The sequence below is a fragment of the Helcococcus kunzii ATCC 51366 genome (genome assembly GCF_000245755.1).
Classification (GTDB): domain Bacteria; phylum Bacillota; class Clostridia; order Tissierellales; family Peptoniphilaceae; genus Helcococcus; species Helcococcus kunzii.
In genome coordinates this window covers 129,457-144,595 of sequence record NZ_JH601089.1, presented here as the reverse complement: position 1 = coordinate 144,595, position 15,139 = coordinate 129,457, and the positions used below count along the sequence as shown (strand labels likewise).

At 31.4% G+C, this 15,139-nt stretch carries 15 protein-coding genes; 13 read left to right on the top strand and 2 right to left on the bottom strand.

What is annotated here, in order from left to right; translation table 11 throughout:
• The first annotated feature begins 121 nt into the window (after nt 1-121).
• The 9 genes from ulaG (at nt 122) to tkt (ending at nt 8,777) form a co-directional block, all read left to right on the top strand.
• Nucleotides 122-1,183, top strand: coding sequence for an L-ascorbate 6-phosphate lactonase (gene ulaG / locus HMPREF9709_RS09400; RefSeq protein ID WP_005399394.1), 1,062 nt, complete (start codon nt 122-124; stop codon nt 1,181-1,183).
• A 20-nt stretch (nt 1,184-1,203) separates the two neighbouring features.
• On the top strand, nt 1,204-2,664 hold the full coding sequence (locus tag HMPREF9709_RS09395; RefSeq protein ID WP_005399393.1) for a PTS ascorbate transporter subunit IIC: 1,461 nt from the start codon (nt 1,204-1,206) through the stop codon (nt 2,662-2,664).
• 21 nt (nt 2,665-2,685) lie between these two features.
• Complete coding sequence (locus tag HMPREF9709_RS09390; RefSeq protein WP_005399392.1) at nt 2,686-2,967, top strand: PTS sugar transporter subunit IIB; 282 nt, start codon at nt 2,686-2,688, stop codon at nt 2,965-2,967.
• A 56-nt stretch (nt 2,968-3,023) separates the two neighbouring features.
• Nucleotides 3,024-3,476: a PTS sugar transporter subunit IIA gene (locus HMPREF9709_RS09385; RefSeq protein ID WP_005399391.1), complete on the top strand. Its 453-nt coding sequence runs from the start codon at nt 3,024-3,026 to the stop codon at nt 3,474-3,476.
• On the top strand, nt 3,473-4,510 hold the full coding sequence (locus tag HMPREF9709_RS09380) for a hypothetical protein (protein ID WP_005399390.1): 1,038 nt from the start codon (nt 3,473-3,475) through the stop codon (nt 4,508-4,510). Before HMPREF9709_RS09385 ends, HMPREF9709_RS09380 begins: the two co-directional genes overlap by 4 nt.
• 8 nt (nt 4,511-4,518) lie before the next feature.
• Complete coding sequence (locus tag HMPREF9709_RS09375; protein ID WP_005399389.1) at nt 4,519-5,361, top strand: L-ribulose-5-phosphate 3-epimerase; 843 nt, start codon at nt 4,519-4,521, stop codon at nt 5,359-5,361.
• A gap of 9 nt (nt 5,362-5,370) precedes the next feature.
• The gene (locus tag HMPREF9709_RS09370; RefSeq protein WP_005399388.1) at nt 5,371-6,060 is read left to right on the top strand and encodes an L-ribulose-5-phosphate 4-epimerase; all 690 of its coding nucleotides are present in this window, start codon (nt 5,371-5,373) and stop codon (nt 6,058-6,060) included.
• Between the two features lie 11 nt (nt 6,061-6,071).
• Nucleotides 6,072-6,728: a fructose-6-phosphate aldolase gene (gene fsa / locus HMPREF9709_RS09365; protein WP_005399387.1), complete on the top strand. Its 657-nt coding sequence runs from the start codon at nt 6,072-6,074 to the stop codon at nt 6,726-6,728.
• Nucleotides 6,729-6,809: 81 nt separating this feature from the next.
• On the top strand, nt 6,810-8,777 hold the full coding sequence (gene tkt, locus HMPREF9709_RS09360; protein ID WP_005399386.1) for a transketolase: 1,968 nt from the start codon (nt 6,810-6,812) through the stop codon (nt 8,775-8,777).
• Between the two features lie 393 nt (nt 8,778-9,170).
• Here tkt and HMPREF9709_RS09355 read toward each other — a convergent pair whose 3' ends face one another.
• Together HMPREF9709_RS09355 and HMPREF9709_RS09350 are read right to left on the bottom strand one after the other, a co-directional pair.
• Entirely contained in the window at nt 9,171-9,488 is a 318-nt protein-coding gene (locus HMPREF9709_RS09355; protein WP_005399385.1) for a hypothetical protein, read from the bottom strand.
• Nucleotides 9,489-9,780: 292 nt separating this feature from the next.
• Complete coding sequence (locus tag HMPREF9709_RS09350; RefSeq protein WP_005399384.1) at nt 9,781-10,623, bottom strand: Cof-type HAD-IIB family hydrolase; 843 nt, start codon at nt 10,621-10,623, stop codon at nt 9,781-9,783.
• Nucleotides 10,624-10,734: 111 nt separating this feature from the next.
• Between HMPREF9709_RS09350 and trmB the strand changes: the two genes are divergently transcribed.
• The 4 genes from trmB to HMPREF9709_RS09330 all read left to right on the top strand — a co-directional run.
• Nucleotides 10,735-11,373, top strand: coding sequence for a tRNA (guanosine(46)-N7)-methyltransferase TrmB (trmB, locus tag HMPREF9709_RS09345; RefSeq protein ID WP_005399383.1), 639 nt, complete (start codon nt 10,735-10,737; stop codon nt 11,371-11,373).
• Between the two features lie 17 nt (nt 11,374-11,390).
• A complete protein-coding gene (locus HMPREF9709_RS09340; protein ID WP_005399382.1) occupies nt 11,391-12,086 on the top strand; it encodes a UTRA domain-containing protein in 696 nt (231 codons plus the stop codon).
• 87 nt (nt 12,087-12,173) lie between these two features.
• Nucleotides 12,174-13,619, top strand: a complete 1,446-nt coding sequence (treP, locus tag HMPREF9709_RS09335) for a PTS system trehalose-specific EIIBC component (protein WP_005399381.1) — start codon at nt 12,174-12,176, stop codon at nt 13,617-13,619.
• Nucleotides 13,620-13,694: 75 nt separating this feature from the next.
• On the top strand, nt 13,695-15,139 hold a 1,445-nt coding region (locus tag HMPREF9709_RS09330), incomplete at its 3' end, for an alpha,alpha-phosphotrehalase (RefSeq protein ID WP_005399380.1).

The following is a 15,139-nucleotide window of genomic DNA, read 5'->3' as shown; positions in this document are numbered from 1 at the left end:
GATAAAACAACATATAAATACTTGAAATAGGATAAAAAAGTAAGTAAAACATATTGAAGGATAACGATTTCTATAATATATTATAAACAGCATAAATGAAAAACAAATTAAGGAGGTTGTTATGCCTAGTATAAAAGACGTAACAAGAGAAAAATGGATTTTAGGAACTTTTCCTGAATGGGGAACATGGTTAAACGAAGAAATCGAAGAGACTGTGGTAGAAAAGGGAAAAGTAGCAATGTGGTGGTTAGGAAATATGGGAGTTTGGATAAAAACTTCGGGAGGTACAAATCTTTGTGTTGATTTATGGGTGAGTACTGGTAAAAAAACTCAAGCAAATAAATTAATGAAAGAAAAGCATCAACATCAAAGAGCGGTTGGATGTGTTGCTTTACAACCAAACTTAAGGACAACTCCTTGTGTAATTGATCCTTTCGCTATTAAGGAGATTGATGCAATTTTAGCGACACATTCACACAGTGATCATATTGATATAAATGTGGCTTCAGCAATATGTCAAAATAATAAAGAAGCTAAATTTATCGGTCCAAAGACTTGTACGGATATTTGGAGAAGTTGGGGTGTACCAGAAGATAGATTAGTAACAGTAAGACCAGGAGATGAAATCATTATAAAAGATACTAAAATAAAAATGTTTGACTCTTTTGATAGAACAATGCTATTAACGGTTGATAAAGATGTAGTTTTAAAAGATAATCTACCTCCAAAGATGGAAGATATGGCAGTAAATTATTTATTTGAAACTGATGGTGGAAACATCTATCATGCTGGAGATTCACATCATTCAAATTGGTTTGTAAAACATGGAAATGAAAACAAGATAGATGTTGCAATTGTTGGATATGGTGAAAATCCTAGAGGTATGACTGATAAATTAACATCTTCAGATGTTTTAAGAATAGCTGAAGAATTAAGAACAAAAGTTGTTATACCAATCCATCATGATATTTGGTCAAATTTTATGGCTGATCCTAAAGAAATAACATTATTATGGAATTATAAAAAACATAGAATGAAATATGAATTCAAACCATACATATGGCAACCAGGAGGAAAGTTCGTTTATCCTGATAATAAAGATGATTTAGAGTACATGTATAGAAGAGGTTTTGAGGATGCATTTACAATAGATCCTGATCTACCTTTCAAAGCATTCTTATAAAATACATATAGGAGAAATTTATGGACATTTTATTAAATATATGGAAATTTATAGTTAATAATATTATTACACAACCAGCTTACTTTATAGGGTTTATGGTATTAATCGGATATATTTTACTAAAGAAACCATGGTACGAATGCTTATCTGGTTTTGTAAAAGCAACTGTTGGATATTTCATATTAGCGGTTGGTTCGGGCGGATTAGTTACTACTTTTAGACCAATTTTAGTTGGACTAAAGGAAAGATTTAATCTTTCAGCTATGGTAATTGATCCATATTTTGGACAAAATGCTGTACAAGCGGCTATGGAGAAAATAGGAAAATCATTTTCGCAAGTTATGATTTTATTATTAGTAGCATTTATTGTTAATTTAATTCTTGTTAGATTACAAAAAATTACAAAATTAAGAGCTGTATTTACAACAGGTCATGTACAAATGCAACAGGCAGCAATAGCGTTTTGGTTAGTATTATTTTGCTTCCCAGATTTAGGTGAGACACCTATTTTGATAATCATGGCATTATTATTAGGATTATACTGGGCTGTTGGGTCTGATTTAACAATAAAAGCAACACAAGAATTAACAGATGGTGCAGGGTTTGCTTTAGCTCATCAACAAATGTTTGGTGTATATTTTATGAGTAAACTAGCTACATTTATTGGAAAAAGCTCAAAATCAAGTAAAAGATTAGAAGACATAGAGTTACCAGGTTGGTTATCAATTTTTAATGATAATATGGTTTCAACTTCAATTCTGATGACACTATTTTTTGGTGGAATACTATTAGTCTTAGGACAAGATTATTTAGTGAAAGCTGAATTTATGAAACCTAATCAATCATTCTTCTTTTACATTTTAAGTGTATCATTCCACTTTGCTGTTTATTTAGCTATACTACAATTGGGGGTAAGGACATTCGTTGCTGAGCTAACTGTATCCTTCCAAGGTATTTCAAATAAACTATTACCAGGAGCTGTTCCAGGGATTGACTGTGCTGCAGTTTTTGGATTTGGTTCACCAAATGCTATAACTATTGGATTTTTATCTGGGGCACTAGGACAATTTTTAGCGATTGCTATTTTAATCCTATTAAAGAGTCCTACTATCGTTATAGCTGGATTTGTACCTGTATTTTTCGATAATGCAACAATAGGTGTTTATTCAAATAATAAAGGTGGTATTTTAGCAGCAATAATATGTCCGTTTTTAAGTGGATTAATTCAAGTTTTTGGTTCTGCTTTAATTGCTTCATGGGTTGGATTAGCAAGTTATGGCGGATACCTAGGAATGTTTGATTGGGCTACAGTATGGCCAGCATTCACAGGTATAATGAAATATTTAGGATATGCAGGTGTAGGATTAATAGCAATAATCTTAATTATAATACCTCAATTAAGATATAGAAGAGAAAAAGAAGATTACTTCTTATTAACTTCAGATTATCAAGAATACAAGAGAAGAAAACAAAATAAATAATAACTAAAATCGGGAGGAGAAATGAAAGTTTTAGTTTGTTGTGCAAATGGGGCAGGCACAAGTATGTTTATGGCTCAAAAAGTTAAACAAGCACTTAAAGATTTGAATATTGAAGCAGAAGTAAAACACACATCTTTATCTGAAGGTAAGAATACTTCTAGAAATTATGATTTGGTTGTATGTAGTACAGCTTTTGAAAAAAACTTTGAAGATGTAAAAAAACTTGGGGTTAAAGTTATTGGCATTAGAAATATTCTATCAGTTGATGAGATAAAAATGAAAGCTTCAGAAGCGGGACTATAAAAATAGATAGAGACTGTGTTTTGCAGTCTCTATTCTAAATAATATAAGAGGTTTAAATGTATACACTAAAAGATATTAGTTTAGAAGATATAGAGCTATCTTTAAAGGCTGTGGATTGGAAAGAGGCTATTATTAAGGCTTCACAAGAGTTCTTGAAAAGAGGGTATATTACACAAAATTATATTGATAGCATGATAAATAGCGTGGTAGAACATGGTCCATATATTGTACTATCAGAAAATATTGCTTTAGCACATGCGAGACCAGAAGATGGAGCTGTAAAGACAGGATTATATTTTACTACCTTAGAGAATTCTATTGAATTTGGTGCGGAAGAATTTGATCCAGTTAAGATGATAATTGTTTTATCTGCTGAAGATTCAGAGGGGCACTTAGATTTATTAATGGAATTAAGTTCTATACTAGAGGATCGAACATTGGTAGATAATCTAATTAAACAAAAAGATAAAAAAGAATTTTTGAAACTTATCAAGGGGGCAATTGAATGAATTTTACAAAAAAGAAGATTGCAGATATGACAAAAGCATATTCTGTTTGTCCAGTTGAAATTAATGGTGAACAAAAATTTATTGTTGGTACAGAAAAAAAAGGTCCAATAGTTTTATTTGATGAAAATGGAAAGATGGAAGAGACAATATGGGATGGTGAAGGTGGAGTTATGTCAATCGTACCCATTCCAAATGAAGAGGAAAGCTTTTTAACTACATATAAGTTTTATTCACCAAATGATGGTTATGATGCAAAAATAGTACGTTTTAAGAAAGTAAATGGAAAATGGGATATGAAATTGATATGTGATTTACCATTTGTTCATAGATTTGATTTGTTAAAATCTGGAGATGAGTTTTATTTAATCGCGTGTACTATTAAATCTGGATTTGAATTTAAAAATGATTGGAATAATCCTGGAAAAATTTATGGCTGTAAATTGCCAAAAAATTTAGAAGAGTATAATGAAAACAATCAATTAAAATTAGATATTATAGCGGAAAACTTAACTAAAAATCACGGATATTCCAAAGTTATTAATAATGGAGAGGAATATGCCGTTGTGACTTCTGTAGAGGGAGTATTTAAAGTTTATCCTCCTAGGAAAGATAAAGAATGGGAAGTAAAGAAAATCTTAGATCAATCAACTTCTGATGCAATTTTATATGATTTAGATAATGATGGAAAAGATGAATTGGTAACTTTTTCTGAATTTCATGGGGATCATTTAGATATATATAAAGAAGTAGAAAAAAACAATTTTGAAAAAGTTTATTCATATAAAAAACCTCTTAGATTTTTACATGCTTTACATGTAAATAACATTGATGGTAAACCCGTGCTATTTGTTGGTCATAGAGGTGGTGAGAGGGATTTATTTGCTCTTAAGTATGAAAATGAAAAATATGTAAGATATGACATAGATAGTGATGTTGGAGTTGCTAATGTAAGTAGTTTTTATGTAAATGGAAAGTTTATATTAATTGCAGCACATAGAGAAACTAATCAAGCTTGTATTTATACTATAGAATAGAGGAATTTATGAAATATAGTTTAGGTATTTATGAGAAAGCTATTCCGGATGAATTATCTTTTTTAGAAAAATTAAAAATTGCAAAAGAGTCAGGTTATGATTTTTTAGAAATAAGTATAGATGAATCAGATGTTAGATTGAATAGACTTGATTGGACGAAAGAAGAAAGATTATCTTTGATAAAAGATATGTATCAAGTTGGATTACCAATTAGATCAATGTGCTTAAGCGGGCATAGAAAATATCCATTGGGATCAAAAGATGAAAAGATTAGAAACAAAAGTCTTGAAATTGCAAAAAAAGCTATAGATTTAGCAGATGATTTAGGTATAAGGATAATACAGTTAGCGGGATATGATGTTTACTACGATAAAGGCGACGTAGAAACAAAAAAACTCTTTGAAGAAGGGTTAAAAACTGTAGTAGAGATGGCTTCTAAAAAAGGCATCATACTTGGATTTGAAACTATGGAAACAGAGTTTATGGATACTGTGAAAAAATCTATGGAATATGTTAAAAAGATAGATTCTCCGTATTTAGGTGTTTATCCTGATTGCGGAAACTTAAATAATGCAGCAATAAAATATAAGCATTCTATATTAGATGATATTAAATCAGGAAATGGGAAAATTTTTGCTATGCATTTAAAAGAAACTGAGCCTGGGAAATATAGAAATATGCATTTTGGTGAGGGCTTAGTAAATTTTGAGGAGATAATAAAATTAGCAAAAGAGACGAAAATAAATAGATTTGTAACAGAATTTTGGCATTTAGGACAGGAAGATTACGAGTCTATCATTAAATCACAATGTCTTTTTGCTAGAAATTTACTAGACAAGGTTTATTTATAGGAGATTTTTATGTATGAAGAATTGAAAAAAAGAGTATATGATGCAAATATGCTTTTACCTAAAAGTGGTTTAGTAAAATTTACCTGGGGAAATGTAAGTGAAAGAGATGAAAATACTGGGTATATTGCAATTAAACCAAGTGGTGTAAAATATGAAGATTTGAAACCAGAAGATATAGTAGTTTTAGATTTACAAGGAAATATAATTGAAGGAAATTTAAATCCTTCTTCAGATACTAAAACTCATATAGAAATATATAGAGCATTTCCAGATATTAAAGGTATTGTCCACACCCATTCTACCTATGCTACATCATGGGCACAATCAGGTAGAAATATTCCTTCTTTTGGTACAACACATGCGGATTATATGTATGGTGAGATTCCGTGTTTAAGAAATTTATCAAAAGAAGAAATTGATGAAGATTATGAAAAAAACACTGGTAAATTAATAGTAGAATTTATGAAAGATAAAGAAGTAACTAAAATTCCAGCTGTTTTACTTAAAAATCATGGACCTTTTACTTGGGGGAAAGATGCGTTTGATGCAGTGCACAATGCAGTAGTATTAGAAGAAGTTGCAAAAATGGCTATGTTTACTGAATCTATAAATAAGGAAGCTAAAGAAACACCGAAAGAGGTTCAAGATAAGCATTATTATAGAAAACATGGCGCAAATGCATATTACGGTCAAAAATAAAGGAGCAAATTATGAAATTTTTCGTAGATACAGCTAATGTAGAAGAGATAAAGAGAATAAATAATCTTGGTTTATGTGATGGGGTTACAACAAATCCGACTTTGGTTTCTAAAGAAAAAAGAGATTTTGAAGAAGTGATTAGGGAAATTTGTTCTGTTGTTGAGGGACCAGTTTCTGCAGAGGTTACTGCTTTAAAGTCTGAAGAGATGGTTAAAGAGGCTAGAGAGATTGCAAAATGGGCGGATAATATTGTTGTAAAGATTCCTATGACTGAGGATGGATTAAAAGCTATAAATATTTTATCTAAAGAAGGGATTAAGACAAATTGTACATTGATTTTTTCAGCGGCACAAGGATTGTTGGCAATGAAAGCAGGTGCGACATATATTAGTCCATTCTTAGGAAGAATAGATGATATGGGAGAATATGGCAGAGAATTGATTGAAGATTTGAAAACAATAATTGATAATTATGCTTTTGAATCTGAAATAATTGCAGCATCAGTTAGACATATTGGTCATGTGGAGGACGCAGCGGTTGCGGGGGCTCATATAGCAACCATTCCGGGAAAACTATTCCCTAAATTGTGGTCACATGTGTTGACTGATAAAGGACTAAATGACTTTCTAAATGATTGGGAAAAATACAAGGAAGAGCTTGGTAAATAAAATATTGTATTTCCCAAGTGTCGACACTTATATTTTTTTAAGATATAATTACTTGGAGAGTAAAATTTAGAAAGGAATATCATGGAAAACAAAATTATTAACACTATTAGATTTTTATCTGCAGAAATGGTATTAAAAGCTAATTCTGGGCATCAGGGGGCACCAATTGGGCAAGCGCCAATGGGTTATGCTTTATTTAATGATGTTATGAAATATAATCCAAAAAATTCAAAATGGATAAATAGAGATAGATTTATTTTATCTTCTGGGCATGCATCAGCATTGCAATATTCATTATTGCATTTATATGGATTTAATCTATCAATGGATGAAATAAAAAACTTTAGACAATTAGATTCTCAAACACCAGGTCATCCTGAGTTTGGAGAAACTGACGGGGTTGAAGTGACTACTGGACCTCTTGGCCAAGGTGTAGCAATGGCTACTGGTTTTGCTTTGGCTGAAAAACATTTAGCAGCAAAATACAATACTGATGATTTTAAGGTTATTGATCATTATACATATGTGATAGCCGGAGATGGATGCTTAATGGAAGGAGTATCAAATGAGGCGTCTTCTTTAGCAGCGACTATGGGATTGGATAAGCTAATCTTATTATATGATTCAAATAATATCACAATTGACGGTGGTACAGACATCGCATTTACTGAAGATGTTAAGAAGAGATACGAAGCTTTGGGATGGCACACACTTGAAGTAGAAGATGGTACAGATGTTGAGGCTATCAAAGAAGCTATTGAAGAAGCAAAAAATGAAAAAGAAAGACCTTCATTTATTAAAGTAAACACTGTAATTGGCTACGGTTCAAATAAAGCGGGCACTTCAGCTGTTCATGGTAATCCACTTAACAAAGACGATATTCAAGAAATGAAAGAAAATCTTGAATATGAACATATGGAAGATTTCTATGTAGCAGAAGATGTGAAATCTTACCTTGAAGAAGTGATTGCTAAGCATGAAAAATATGAGGAAGAATGGAATGCTATGTTTGAAAAATACAAAGTGGCATTTCCAGAAAAATATGAAAGCTTAAGAAAAGCTCTAGATGAAGACTACGACTTATCATTCTTAAATGAAGAAGAGTTTATGTCATATGATAAAGATTTGGCTTCAAGAGCTGCTTCAGGAAAAGCGTTAAATAGAATTGCTAAAAATGTAGACTACCTATTTGGTGGTTCAGCTGACTTAGCTGGCTCAAATAACACTACATTAGATGGCAAAGGATTCTTTTCAAAAAATACTCCACAAGAACCAAATATTCATTTCGGTGTAAGAGAACATGCAATGTCTGCAATGGCAAATGGTATTAAACTACACGGTGGTTTACAACCATATGTTGCAACATTCTTATCATTTGCAGACTATATGAAACCAGCAATTAGACTTTCTGCATTAATGAAACAAAAAGTAATTTACATCTTTACACATGACAGTATAGGTCTTGGTGAAGATGGACCAACACATCAAGCTGTTGATCAATTGCCAATGTTAAGAGCAATCCCAAATGCAATTACAATTAGACCGGCTGACAATAGAGAAACAGCCGCTGCTTGGGCATATTCAATTAAAAAATGCACAAGACCAATTTCACTAATACTTTCAAGACAATCTTTACCAAGCATTGAAGGTACAGGCATGGAAGTAGAAAAAGGTGGATATATTGTTAAAGACTTTGGCGAAAACCCAGAATACCTATTAATGGGGACAGGTTCAGAATTACACTTAGCATATGGTGTAGCAGAAAAACTTTTTGAACAAGGAAAATCAGCAAGAGTAGTTTCAATGCCATCATTAGAACTATTTGAAGAACAATCTGACGAATACAAAGAATCAGTTCTTTCAAAAGACATTAAAAACAGAATTGCAATTGAAGCTTCCTCTGAAAAAGCATGGTACAAATATTTAGGCTTTGATGGTTTACTAGTAGGAATGGAAACATTCGGTAAATCAGCACCAGCAGAAGATGCATTTGATTACTTTGGATTCACTGTTGATAAGATATTAGCGAAAGTGGAAGAAAAGTTTTAGGGAAATAAGTATAAAACATGGAGTTGTTGTAGACTTGAAATAAGTTTTGCAACAGCTCCTTTTTTGGTAGATTGAGATACTAAAAAATGTATTAAGTTGTGACATTTGGTACTATATTTAATATTTCCATTTTTAGTACCATTATTTTTAATCGGTTTTGGAACTAAATTAGAAATTTTAATATTTAGTACCAATCTTTTATCTAAATTTATGGAACTAAATTTAATTTTTTCTGATTTAGTACCAATTTTGCTAAAATATTTTGGAACTAAAATTGTGATTTTAAAATTTAGTACAAGTTTTGAGCAATTGTTTTGGAACCAAATTCAAAAATATTGAATTAAGTACCATTCCCACTCAAAATTGATTTTTGCCCAAAAATATATATTAAAATCATTCATATATAAAATAATTTAATAAAACAAAACTAATTGTTGAAACTATAAAAGCATCTACGATTGGGCCGAAAACTAGATAATCCATTTTTAAATAGACCATTAGAACACCAGGTATAATAAGGCTAATTGCTAATAAAAAAATAAAAAATGTGCTATTTTGTTTGTAGTGTACTTTTTTATCATAATAAAAATCAGCTATCAAAAATAATAAAAGACAAATGGTATTTTTAAGTGGAAATGTTGTATTCATTAATATAACAGCTAAAAATATTATCAAAGATAAGATTATAGCATATTGAGTTTTTGCTTTCATTTTTACTCCTTGTAATTTTTATATAAATATAGCACCATATCTTAAATTTTTATTTTTGGTGCTAATTTTTTTGAATGATTTTAGCACCATCTCTTGATTTATAAAATTTGGTGCTAGATTTTTTTAAGAATCTTTAGCACCATATTGAAGAATTTTTATTTAGGTGCTAATTTCACTAAATTTTTTTAGCACCATAGTGAATAGTTAATATTTTGGTGCTATTTCCATTGCTTGAAAAAGTTTTGGCCATTTTTTATAATCTAGAGTTTTTATAATCTTCATTTATTATATCCTATATTTTTTTAATTATCTCTATTGCTTCAGCTACGCCATGGTTATCATTGCTTGCTACTTGATAATCTGCTAATTCTTTTATGTCCGGATGGGCATTTTCCATTGCAAAGCTGTAGTCTGCCATTTCAAACATTTCTAGGTCGTTTAGGCTGTCGCCGATGGCTATTCTTGTTGAGTTTTCTAAATTTAAGTATTTTTCTAGATGTTCAAAAACTTTACCTTTATTTACATGATCGGGTACTATTTCAATATTTATTGATTCGGATTCTGTGCAGTTTATACCTTTTTTGCCAACCAATTTACTTTGAATAGTTTTTTTTATTTCATCGATAGGCATGTACATGAAAAATTTTAGTATTTGAAGATTTTTATCATCTAACATTTTGTAAAAATCAGTAAATTCATGGAATTTTAGCCCATTCTTGTAATTATCAAAAGATTTTAATTCAGATTGTGTTAGTACATCTTTAGCGATATTAAATAAATGTTCAAGTTTTTCTAGGTGGTCAGTTTCTCCAAAACGGCCCATTCGATTATAGGTTAGGTAAGGATAATATTTTATCACTTCGTAAACTTTTAATGCAGCTTCTCTACTAAATGGAAATTCGAAGAGCATTTTATCTCCTTCATATGCAACGCCACCATTTGAACCAACGCGTGGTAGATCTAAATCATATTTATCAAGTAATTCTTTTATATTATCCTGTGGTCTGCCTGAACAGATATAAACATAGTATCCATCCTCATTTGCAATAGATTTTAATGCTTCAATATTTTCCTTGTTAATTTTACTATCTGAATTTAGAAGAGTGCCATCTAAATCAATTCCTATTAATTTCATCATTCCCCCTAATTTAAATGCTACCTTTATTATAACAAAGTAATAAAGAAAATGGAGCAATGTAAACAATTATTGTATAATTAATGATATATTATAGACAAGGGGTGAATTATGAGATTAAGATTTAAACCGTGGGCCATTCCAGAGTTGGAAGAAAATGAATTGGTATATTTTGACCCGAAAGAAAATAAGGGGAAATGGAGAGAAGTCTTTGGAAATGATAATCCCATTCATCTTGATATTGGTGCAGGACGTGGGAAGTTTACAAATGTAATGGCTGAGAATAACCCAGATATAAATTATGTTGCTATTGAATTTGATGCGAAGGCATTTGTTTATGCAGGCAGAAAGTTCGAGGAAAGCGGCTTGGCAAATATTAGAGGTATAAAGGATATTGCACAAAAACTGGGAGAATTTTTCGAAGAGGATGAAGTTGATAAGATATATGTTAATTTTAGCAATCCTTGGCCAAAAAGAAGTCAACACAAAAGAAGACTAACTCATCCAAATTTCTTAAAAATATATAAATCCATTCTTAAGAATGGTGGTGAGATTGAGCAAAAAACTGATAATAGGGAGTTTTTTGAAGCGAGTATAAAATATTATGAAAAAATGGGATTTGAGATTGTAGAAGAGACGACAGATCTGAAACGTGAAGATAAATCAGATAATATTGTAACAGAATATGAAGCTAAATGGAGAAATATGGGCATACCGATTTGTTATGCGAAAATAAAAAATGTGAAGTAATGACTGAGAGGTGATGTATGGTAGCTTTATATAAGCAAATATATAAAGATATTAAAAATGATATTGACTCAAAAAAGTTGAAAGTGGGAGAATATATACCTTCAGAGTCACAATTGCAAATGAAATATAAGTGTTCGAGAGATACTGTAAGAAAAGCAACTGCAATGCTTGAGCAAGAAAATTACATAAATAAAAGTAGAGGAAAGCAAGCAACTGTTAAGTTGAGAAATAAGTATACATTCCCTGCGTCTAAAATTGAGTCATTTAAAGAGCTTAATAAAAAAGATAAGCTCAATGCGAAAACAAAATTAATTTCTTTGGAATATAACTATAAAGAAAATAATGATTTTTCGTCAAAATTTGATAATTGTGTAAAAATAGTTAGGGTAAGATCGATTGAAAATGAAAATATTGTGCTTGATATTGACTATCTAGATGCTGATAAAATACAGGGTTTGACGAGGAAAGTTTGTGAAAATAGTATTTATGAATTTATTGAAACAAATTTAGGTATTAAAATAGGATATTCGAAAAAAATCGTGACTGTAGAAAAGCCTACAAGTGTGGATTATGAATTGTTGAATTTATCAGAGAATGATTTGCTTGTAAATGTAACATCTTACACATTTACAAAGGATAATGAATTATTTCAAGCGACAATTTCTAAACATAGATATGATAAATTTAGATTTGAAACATACGCCACGAGGTAAAATGTAAAGGATTTCATATTGTAATATATTTTCTCATATGATATTATCAAAGTGTAATACTAGTACGTACAAGTGCGAGGAGGATGTATGGGAAAATACAGAGAAGATGCTAAAAAGCTTTTAGAGCTTGTTGGCGGGAAGGAAAATATTAAGTCGGTTACACATTGTGTGACAAGGATGAGATTTGTCTTAAATGATGAATCAAAAGCGGATATTAAAGCAATTGAAGAGTTAAAACCTGTAAAGGGAAGTTTTACTCAAGCGGGACAATATCAAGTCATTATAGGAAACGAAGTTGATTTATTCTATAATGATTTTACAGAAGTTTCAGGAGTTGAGGGAGTTTCTAAAGAGCAAGCAAAATCAGATGCTAAGTCAAATCAAACAGCATTACAAAGAGTAATGTCAACTTTAGCAGAAATATTTGCCCCAATTATACCTGCAATTATAGTCGGTGGGCTAATTTTAGGGTTTAGAAATATCTTAGAAGGGGTTAAGATGTTTGATGCAGCCGGTACTTTTAACTTAAGAGGCGGTACACAAACCATAACTCAAATGTCAACATTTTGGAATGGGGTTAACCATTTCTTATGGCTACCTGGTGAAGCGATATTTCATTTCTTACCAGTGGGTATTACTTGGTCAGTAACTAGAAAAATGGGTACAACTCAAATTTTAGGTATTGTGTTGGGTATTACACTTGTATCACCACAATTACTTAATGCTTATGATGTTGCAAAAACTGCAGCAGCTGATATTCAAAAATGGGATTTTGGCTTTGCACAAGTAAATATGATTGGTTATCAAGCACAAGTTATACCAGCGATGTTAGCCGGATTTACATTGGCTTATTTGGAAAGATTCTTTAAGAAGATTATTCCTGATGTGGTTCAAATGATATTTGTACCATTCTTTGCGCTATTGATTTCAATAATTGTAGCACACACAATTTTGGGACCAATTGGTTGGAAGATTGGATCTGCAATATCATCAGTAGTTTATTCAGGACTTACATCAACATTCAACTGGTTATTTGCAGCAGTATTTGGATTCTTATATTCACCATTGGTTATCACTGGTTTACACCATATGACAAATGCCATCGACTTGGAACTAATTGCTAAGTACGGCACAACACTATTATGGCCAATGGTTATGTTATCAAACATAGCTCAAGGGTCTGCAGTAGCTGCAACAGTATATTTAAAGAAAAAAAATACAAATCACAAAGAAGTTGCTGTACCATCTTGGATTTCAGCATGGTTAGGTGTTACTGAACCAGCGATGTTTGGTGTAAATATTAAGTTAAGATATCCATTCCTAGCGGCTATGATTGGATCATCATTAGCAGCAGTATTTGTGGTGGTGACTAACACAGGTGCAAATGCAATTGGAGTTGGTGGTATACCAGGATTCTTATCATTTAACTTTGATAAATGGCCAATTGTTTGGATAGCTATGGCAATTGCTATTTTTGTGCCAATTATCTTAACTGTTGTATTTGCAAAAAGACAAAAGAACGAAATAGCATAAATTATAATTAAGAAATAAAATGGGGAGTTCTTTTTAGAACTCCTTATTTTGATAGAGCTTTAGGAAGGAGTGATTATGGATTTTAAGGATAAAGTAGTTTATCAAATATATATTAAATCGTTTCAAGATACTAATGGTGATGGAATTGGTGATTTGAATGGTATCACGCAACGATTGCCACAATTAAAAGATTTGGGTGTAGATATTGTTTGGATCACGCCATTTTTCAAATCACCACAATATGATAATGGTTATGATGTTGCAGACTATAAGTCAATTGACCCAATGTTTGGTACCTTTGAAGATTTTGATAAGATGATGGATACAGCAAAATCTTTAGGAATAGAAATCATGCTTGATATGGTGTTTAATCATACGTCTACTGAGCATGAATGGTTCCAAAAGGCAATAAAAGGCTATAAAAAATATCAAGATTACTATATTTTCAAAGAATCACATGACGGGCCTCCAACAAATTGGGTTTCAAAATTTGGGGGCAATGCATGGGAATATGTTGAAGAATTAGATAAATGGTATTTACATCTATTCCATGTGAAACAAGCGGACTTAAATTGGGAAAATTCTGATTTAAGAAGGGAAATATTTGATGTTGTAGATTTTTGGAAATCCAAAGGTGTAGTTGGTTTTAGACTTGATGTTGTAAATTTAATATCTAAACCAGAAAGTTTTGAGGACGATCATATTGGTGATGGCAGAAGATTTTACACAGATGGACCAAAGATACATGTATACTTAAAAGAGCTTGCGAGAGAAGGTGGATTTAGCGATTTAATCACTGTTGGAGAAATGAGTTCCACTTCAATTGAAAACTGTATTCTATATTCTAATCCACATGAAAAAGAGCTTTCCATGGTCTTTAATTTCCACCATTTAAAGGTGGACTATAAAGATGGTCAAAAGTGGGTGCTTGATGAAGTAAGATGGGATGAACTATTTGGTCTATTTGATGATTGGCAACGAGAAATGCAAGAGAATGGTGGCTGGTCAGCTTGGTTTTTCAACAATCACGATCAACCAAGAGCAATATCAAGATTTACTGATGATATAAATTACCACTATGAATCTTCCACTCTACTAGCGACTTTAACACATATGATGCGTGGTACACCTTACATTTATCAAGGTGAAGAGATAGGTACTTCAAACCCAAGGTTTGACACTATTGAGGAATACATCGATGTTGAAAGCCAAAACTACTACAAAATCCTAATTGATGAAGGTAAAACTCCTGAAGAAGCTCTTCACATTGTCTCAGAGAGATCCAGAGATGATGGTAGAACGCCAGTTGCTTGGGAAGAAGATGCTCCATTCCACGGATTTTCCACAGTTGAGCCATGGATAGGTTTTGGAAATGTAAGTAATTTTTATGACAAAGACATAAAAATTGAAAAATCAATTTACAAATACTATCAAGAGTTGATAAAAATCAGAAAAAATCACAAGGCAATTTCTGAAGGAAAATACAAAAAAGTTGAATCCATTTATCAAACATATGCATT

What these genes read in the sequence shown, in the direction of transcription:
- ulaG (WP_005399394.1), top strand. Translation starts at nt 122, where the DNA reads ATGCCTAGTATAAAAGACGTAACAAGAGAAAAATGGATTTTAGGAACT.
- HMPREF9709_RS09395 (WP_005399393.1), top strand. Translation starts at nt 1,204, where the DNA reads ATGGACATTTTATTAAATATATGGAAATTTATAGTTAATAATATTATT.
- HMPREF9709_RS09390 (WP_005399392.1), top strand. Translation starts at nt 2,686, where the DNA reads ATGAAAGTTTTAGTTTGTTGTGCAAATGGGGCAGGCACAAGTATGTTT.
- HMPREF9709_RS09385 (WP_005399391.1), top strand. Translation starts at nt 3,024, where the DNA reads ATGTATACACTAAAAGATATTAGTTTAGAAGATATAGAGCTATCTTTA.
- HMPREF9709_RS09380 (WP_005399390.1), top strand. Translation starts at nt 3,473, where the DNA reads ATGAATTTTACAAAAAAGAAGATTGCAGATATGACAAAAGCATATTCT.
- HMPREF9709_RS09375 (WP_005399389.1), top strand. Translation starts at nt 4,519, where the DNA reads ATGAAATATAGTTTAGGTATTTATGAGAAAGCTATTCCGGATGAATTA.
- HMPREF9709_RS09370 (WP_005399388.1), top strand. Translation starts at nt 5,371, where the DNA reads ATGTATGAAGAATTGAAAAAAAGAGTATATGATGCAAATATGCTTTTA.
- fsa (WP_005399387.1), top strand. Translation starts at nt 6,072, where the DNA reads ATGAAATTTTTCGTAGATACAGCTAATGTAGAAGAGATAAAGAGAATA.
- tkt (WP_005399386.1), top strand. Translation starts at nt 6,810, where the DNA reads ATGGAAAACAAAATTATTAACACTATTAGATTTTTATCTGCAGAAATG.
- HMPREF9709_RS09355 (WP_005399385.1), bottom strand. Translation starts at nt 9,488, where the DNA reads ATGAAAGCAAAAACTCAATATGCTATAATCTTATCTTTGATAATATTT.
- HMPREF9709_RS09350 (WP_005399384.1), bottom strand. Translation starts at nt 10,623, where the DNA reads ATGAAATTAATAGGAATTGATTTAGATGGCACTCTTCTAAATTCAGAT.
- trmB (WP_005399383.1), top strand. Translation starts at nt 10,735, where the DNA reads ATGAGATTAAGATTTAAACCGTGGGCCATTCCAGAGTTGGAAGAAAAT.
- HMPREF9709_RS09340 (WP_005399382.1), top strand. Translation starts at nt 11,391, where the DNA reads ATGGTAGCTTTATATAAGCAAATATATAAAGATATTAAAAATGATATT.
- treP (WP_005399381.1), top strand. Translation starts at nt 12,174, where the DNA reads ATGGGAAAATACAGAGAAGATGCTAAAAAGCTTTTAGAGCTTGTTGGC.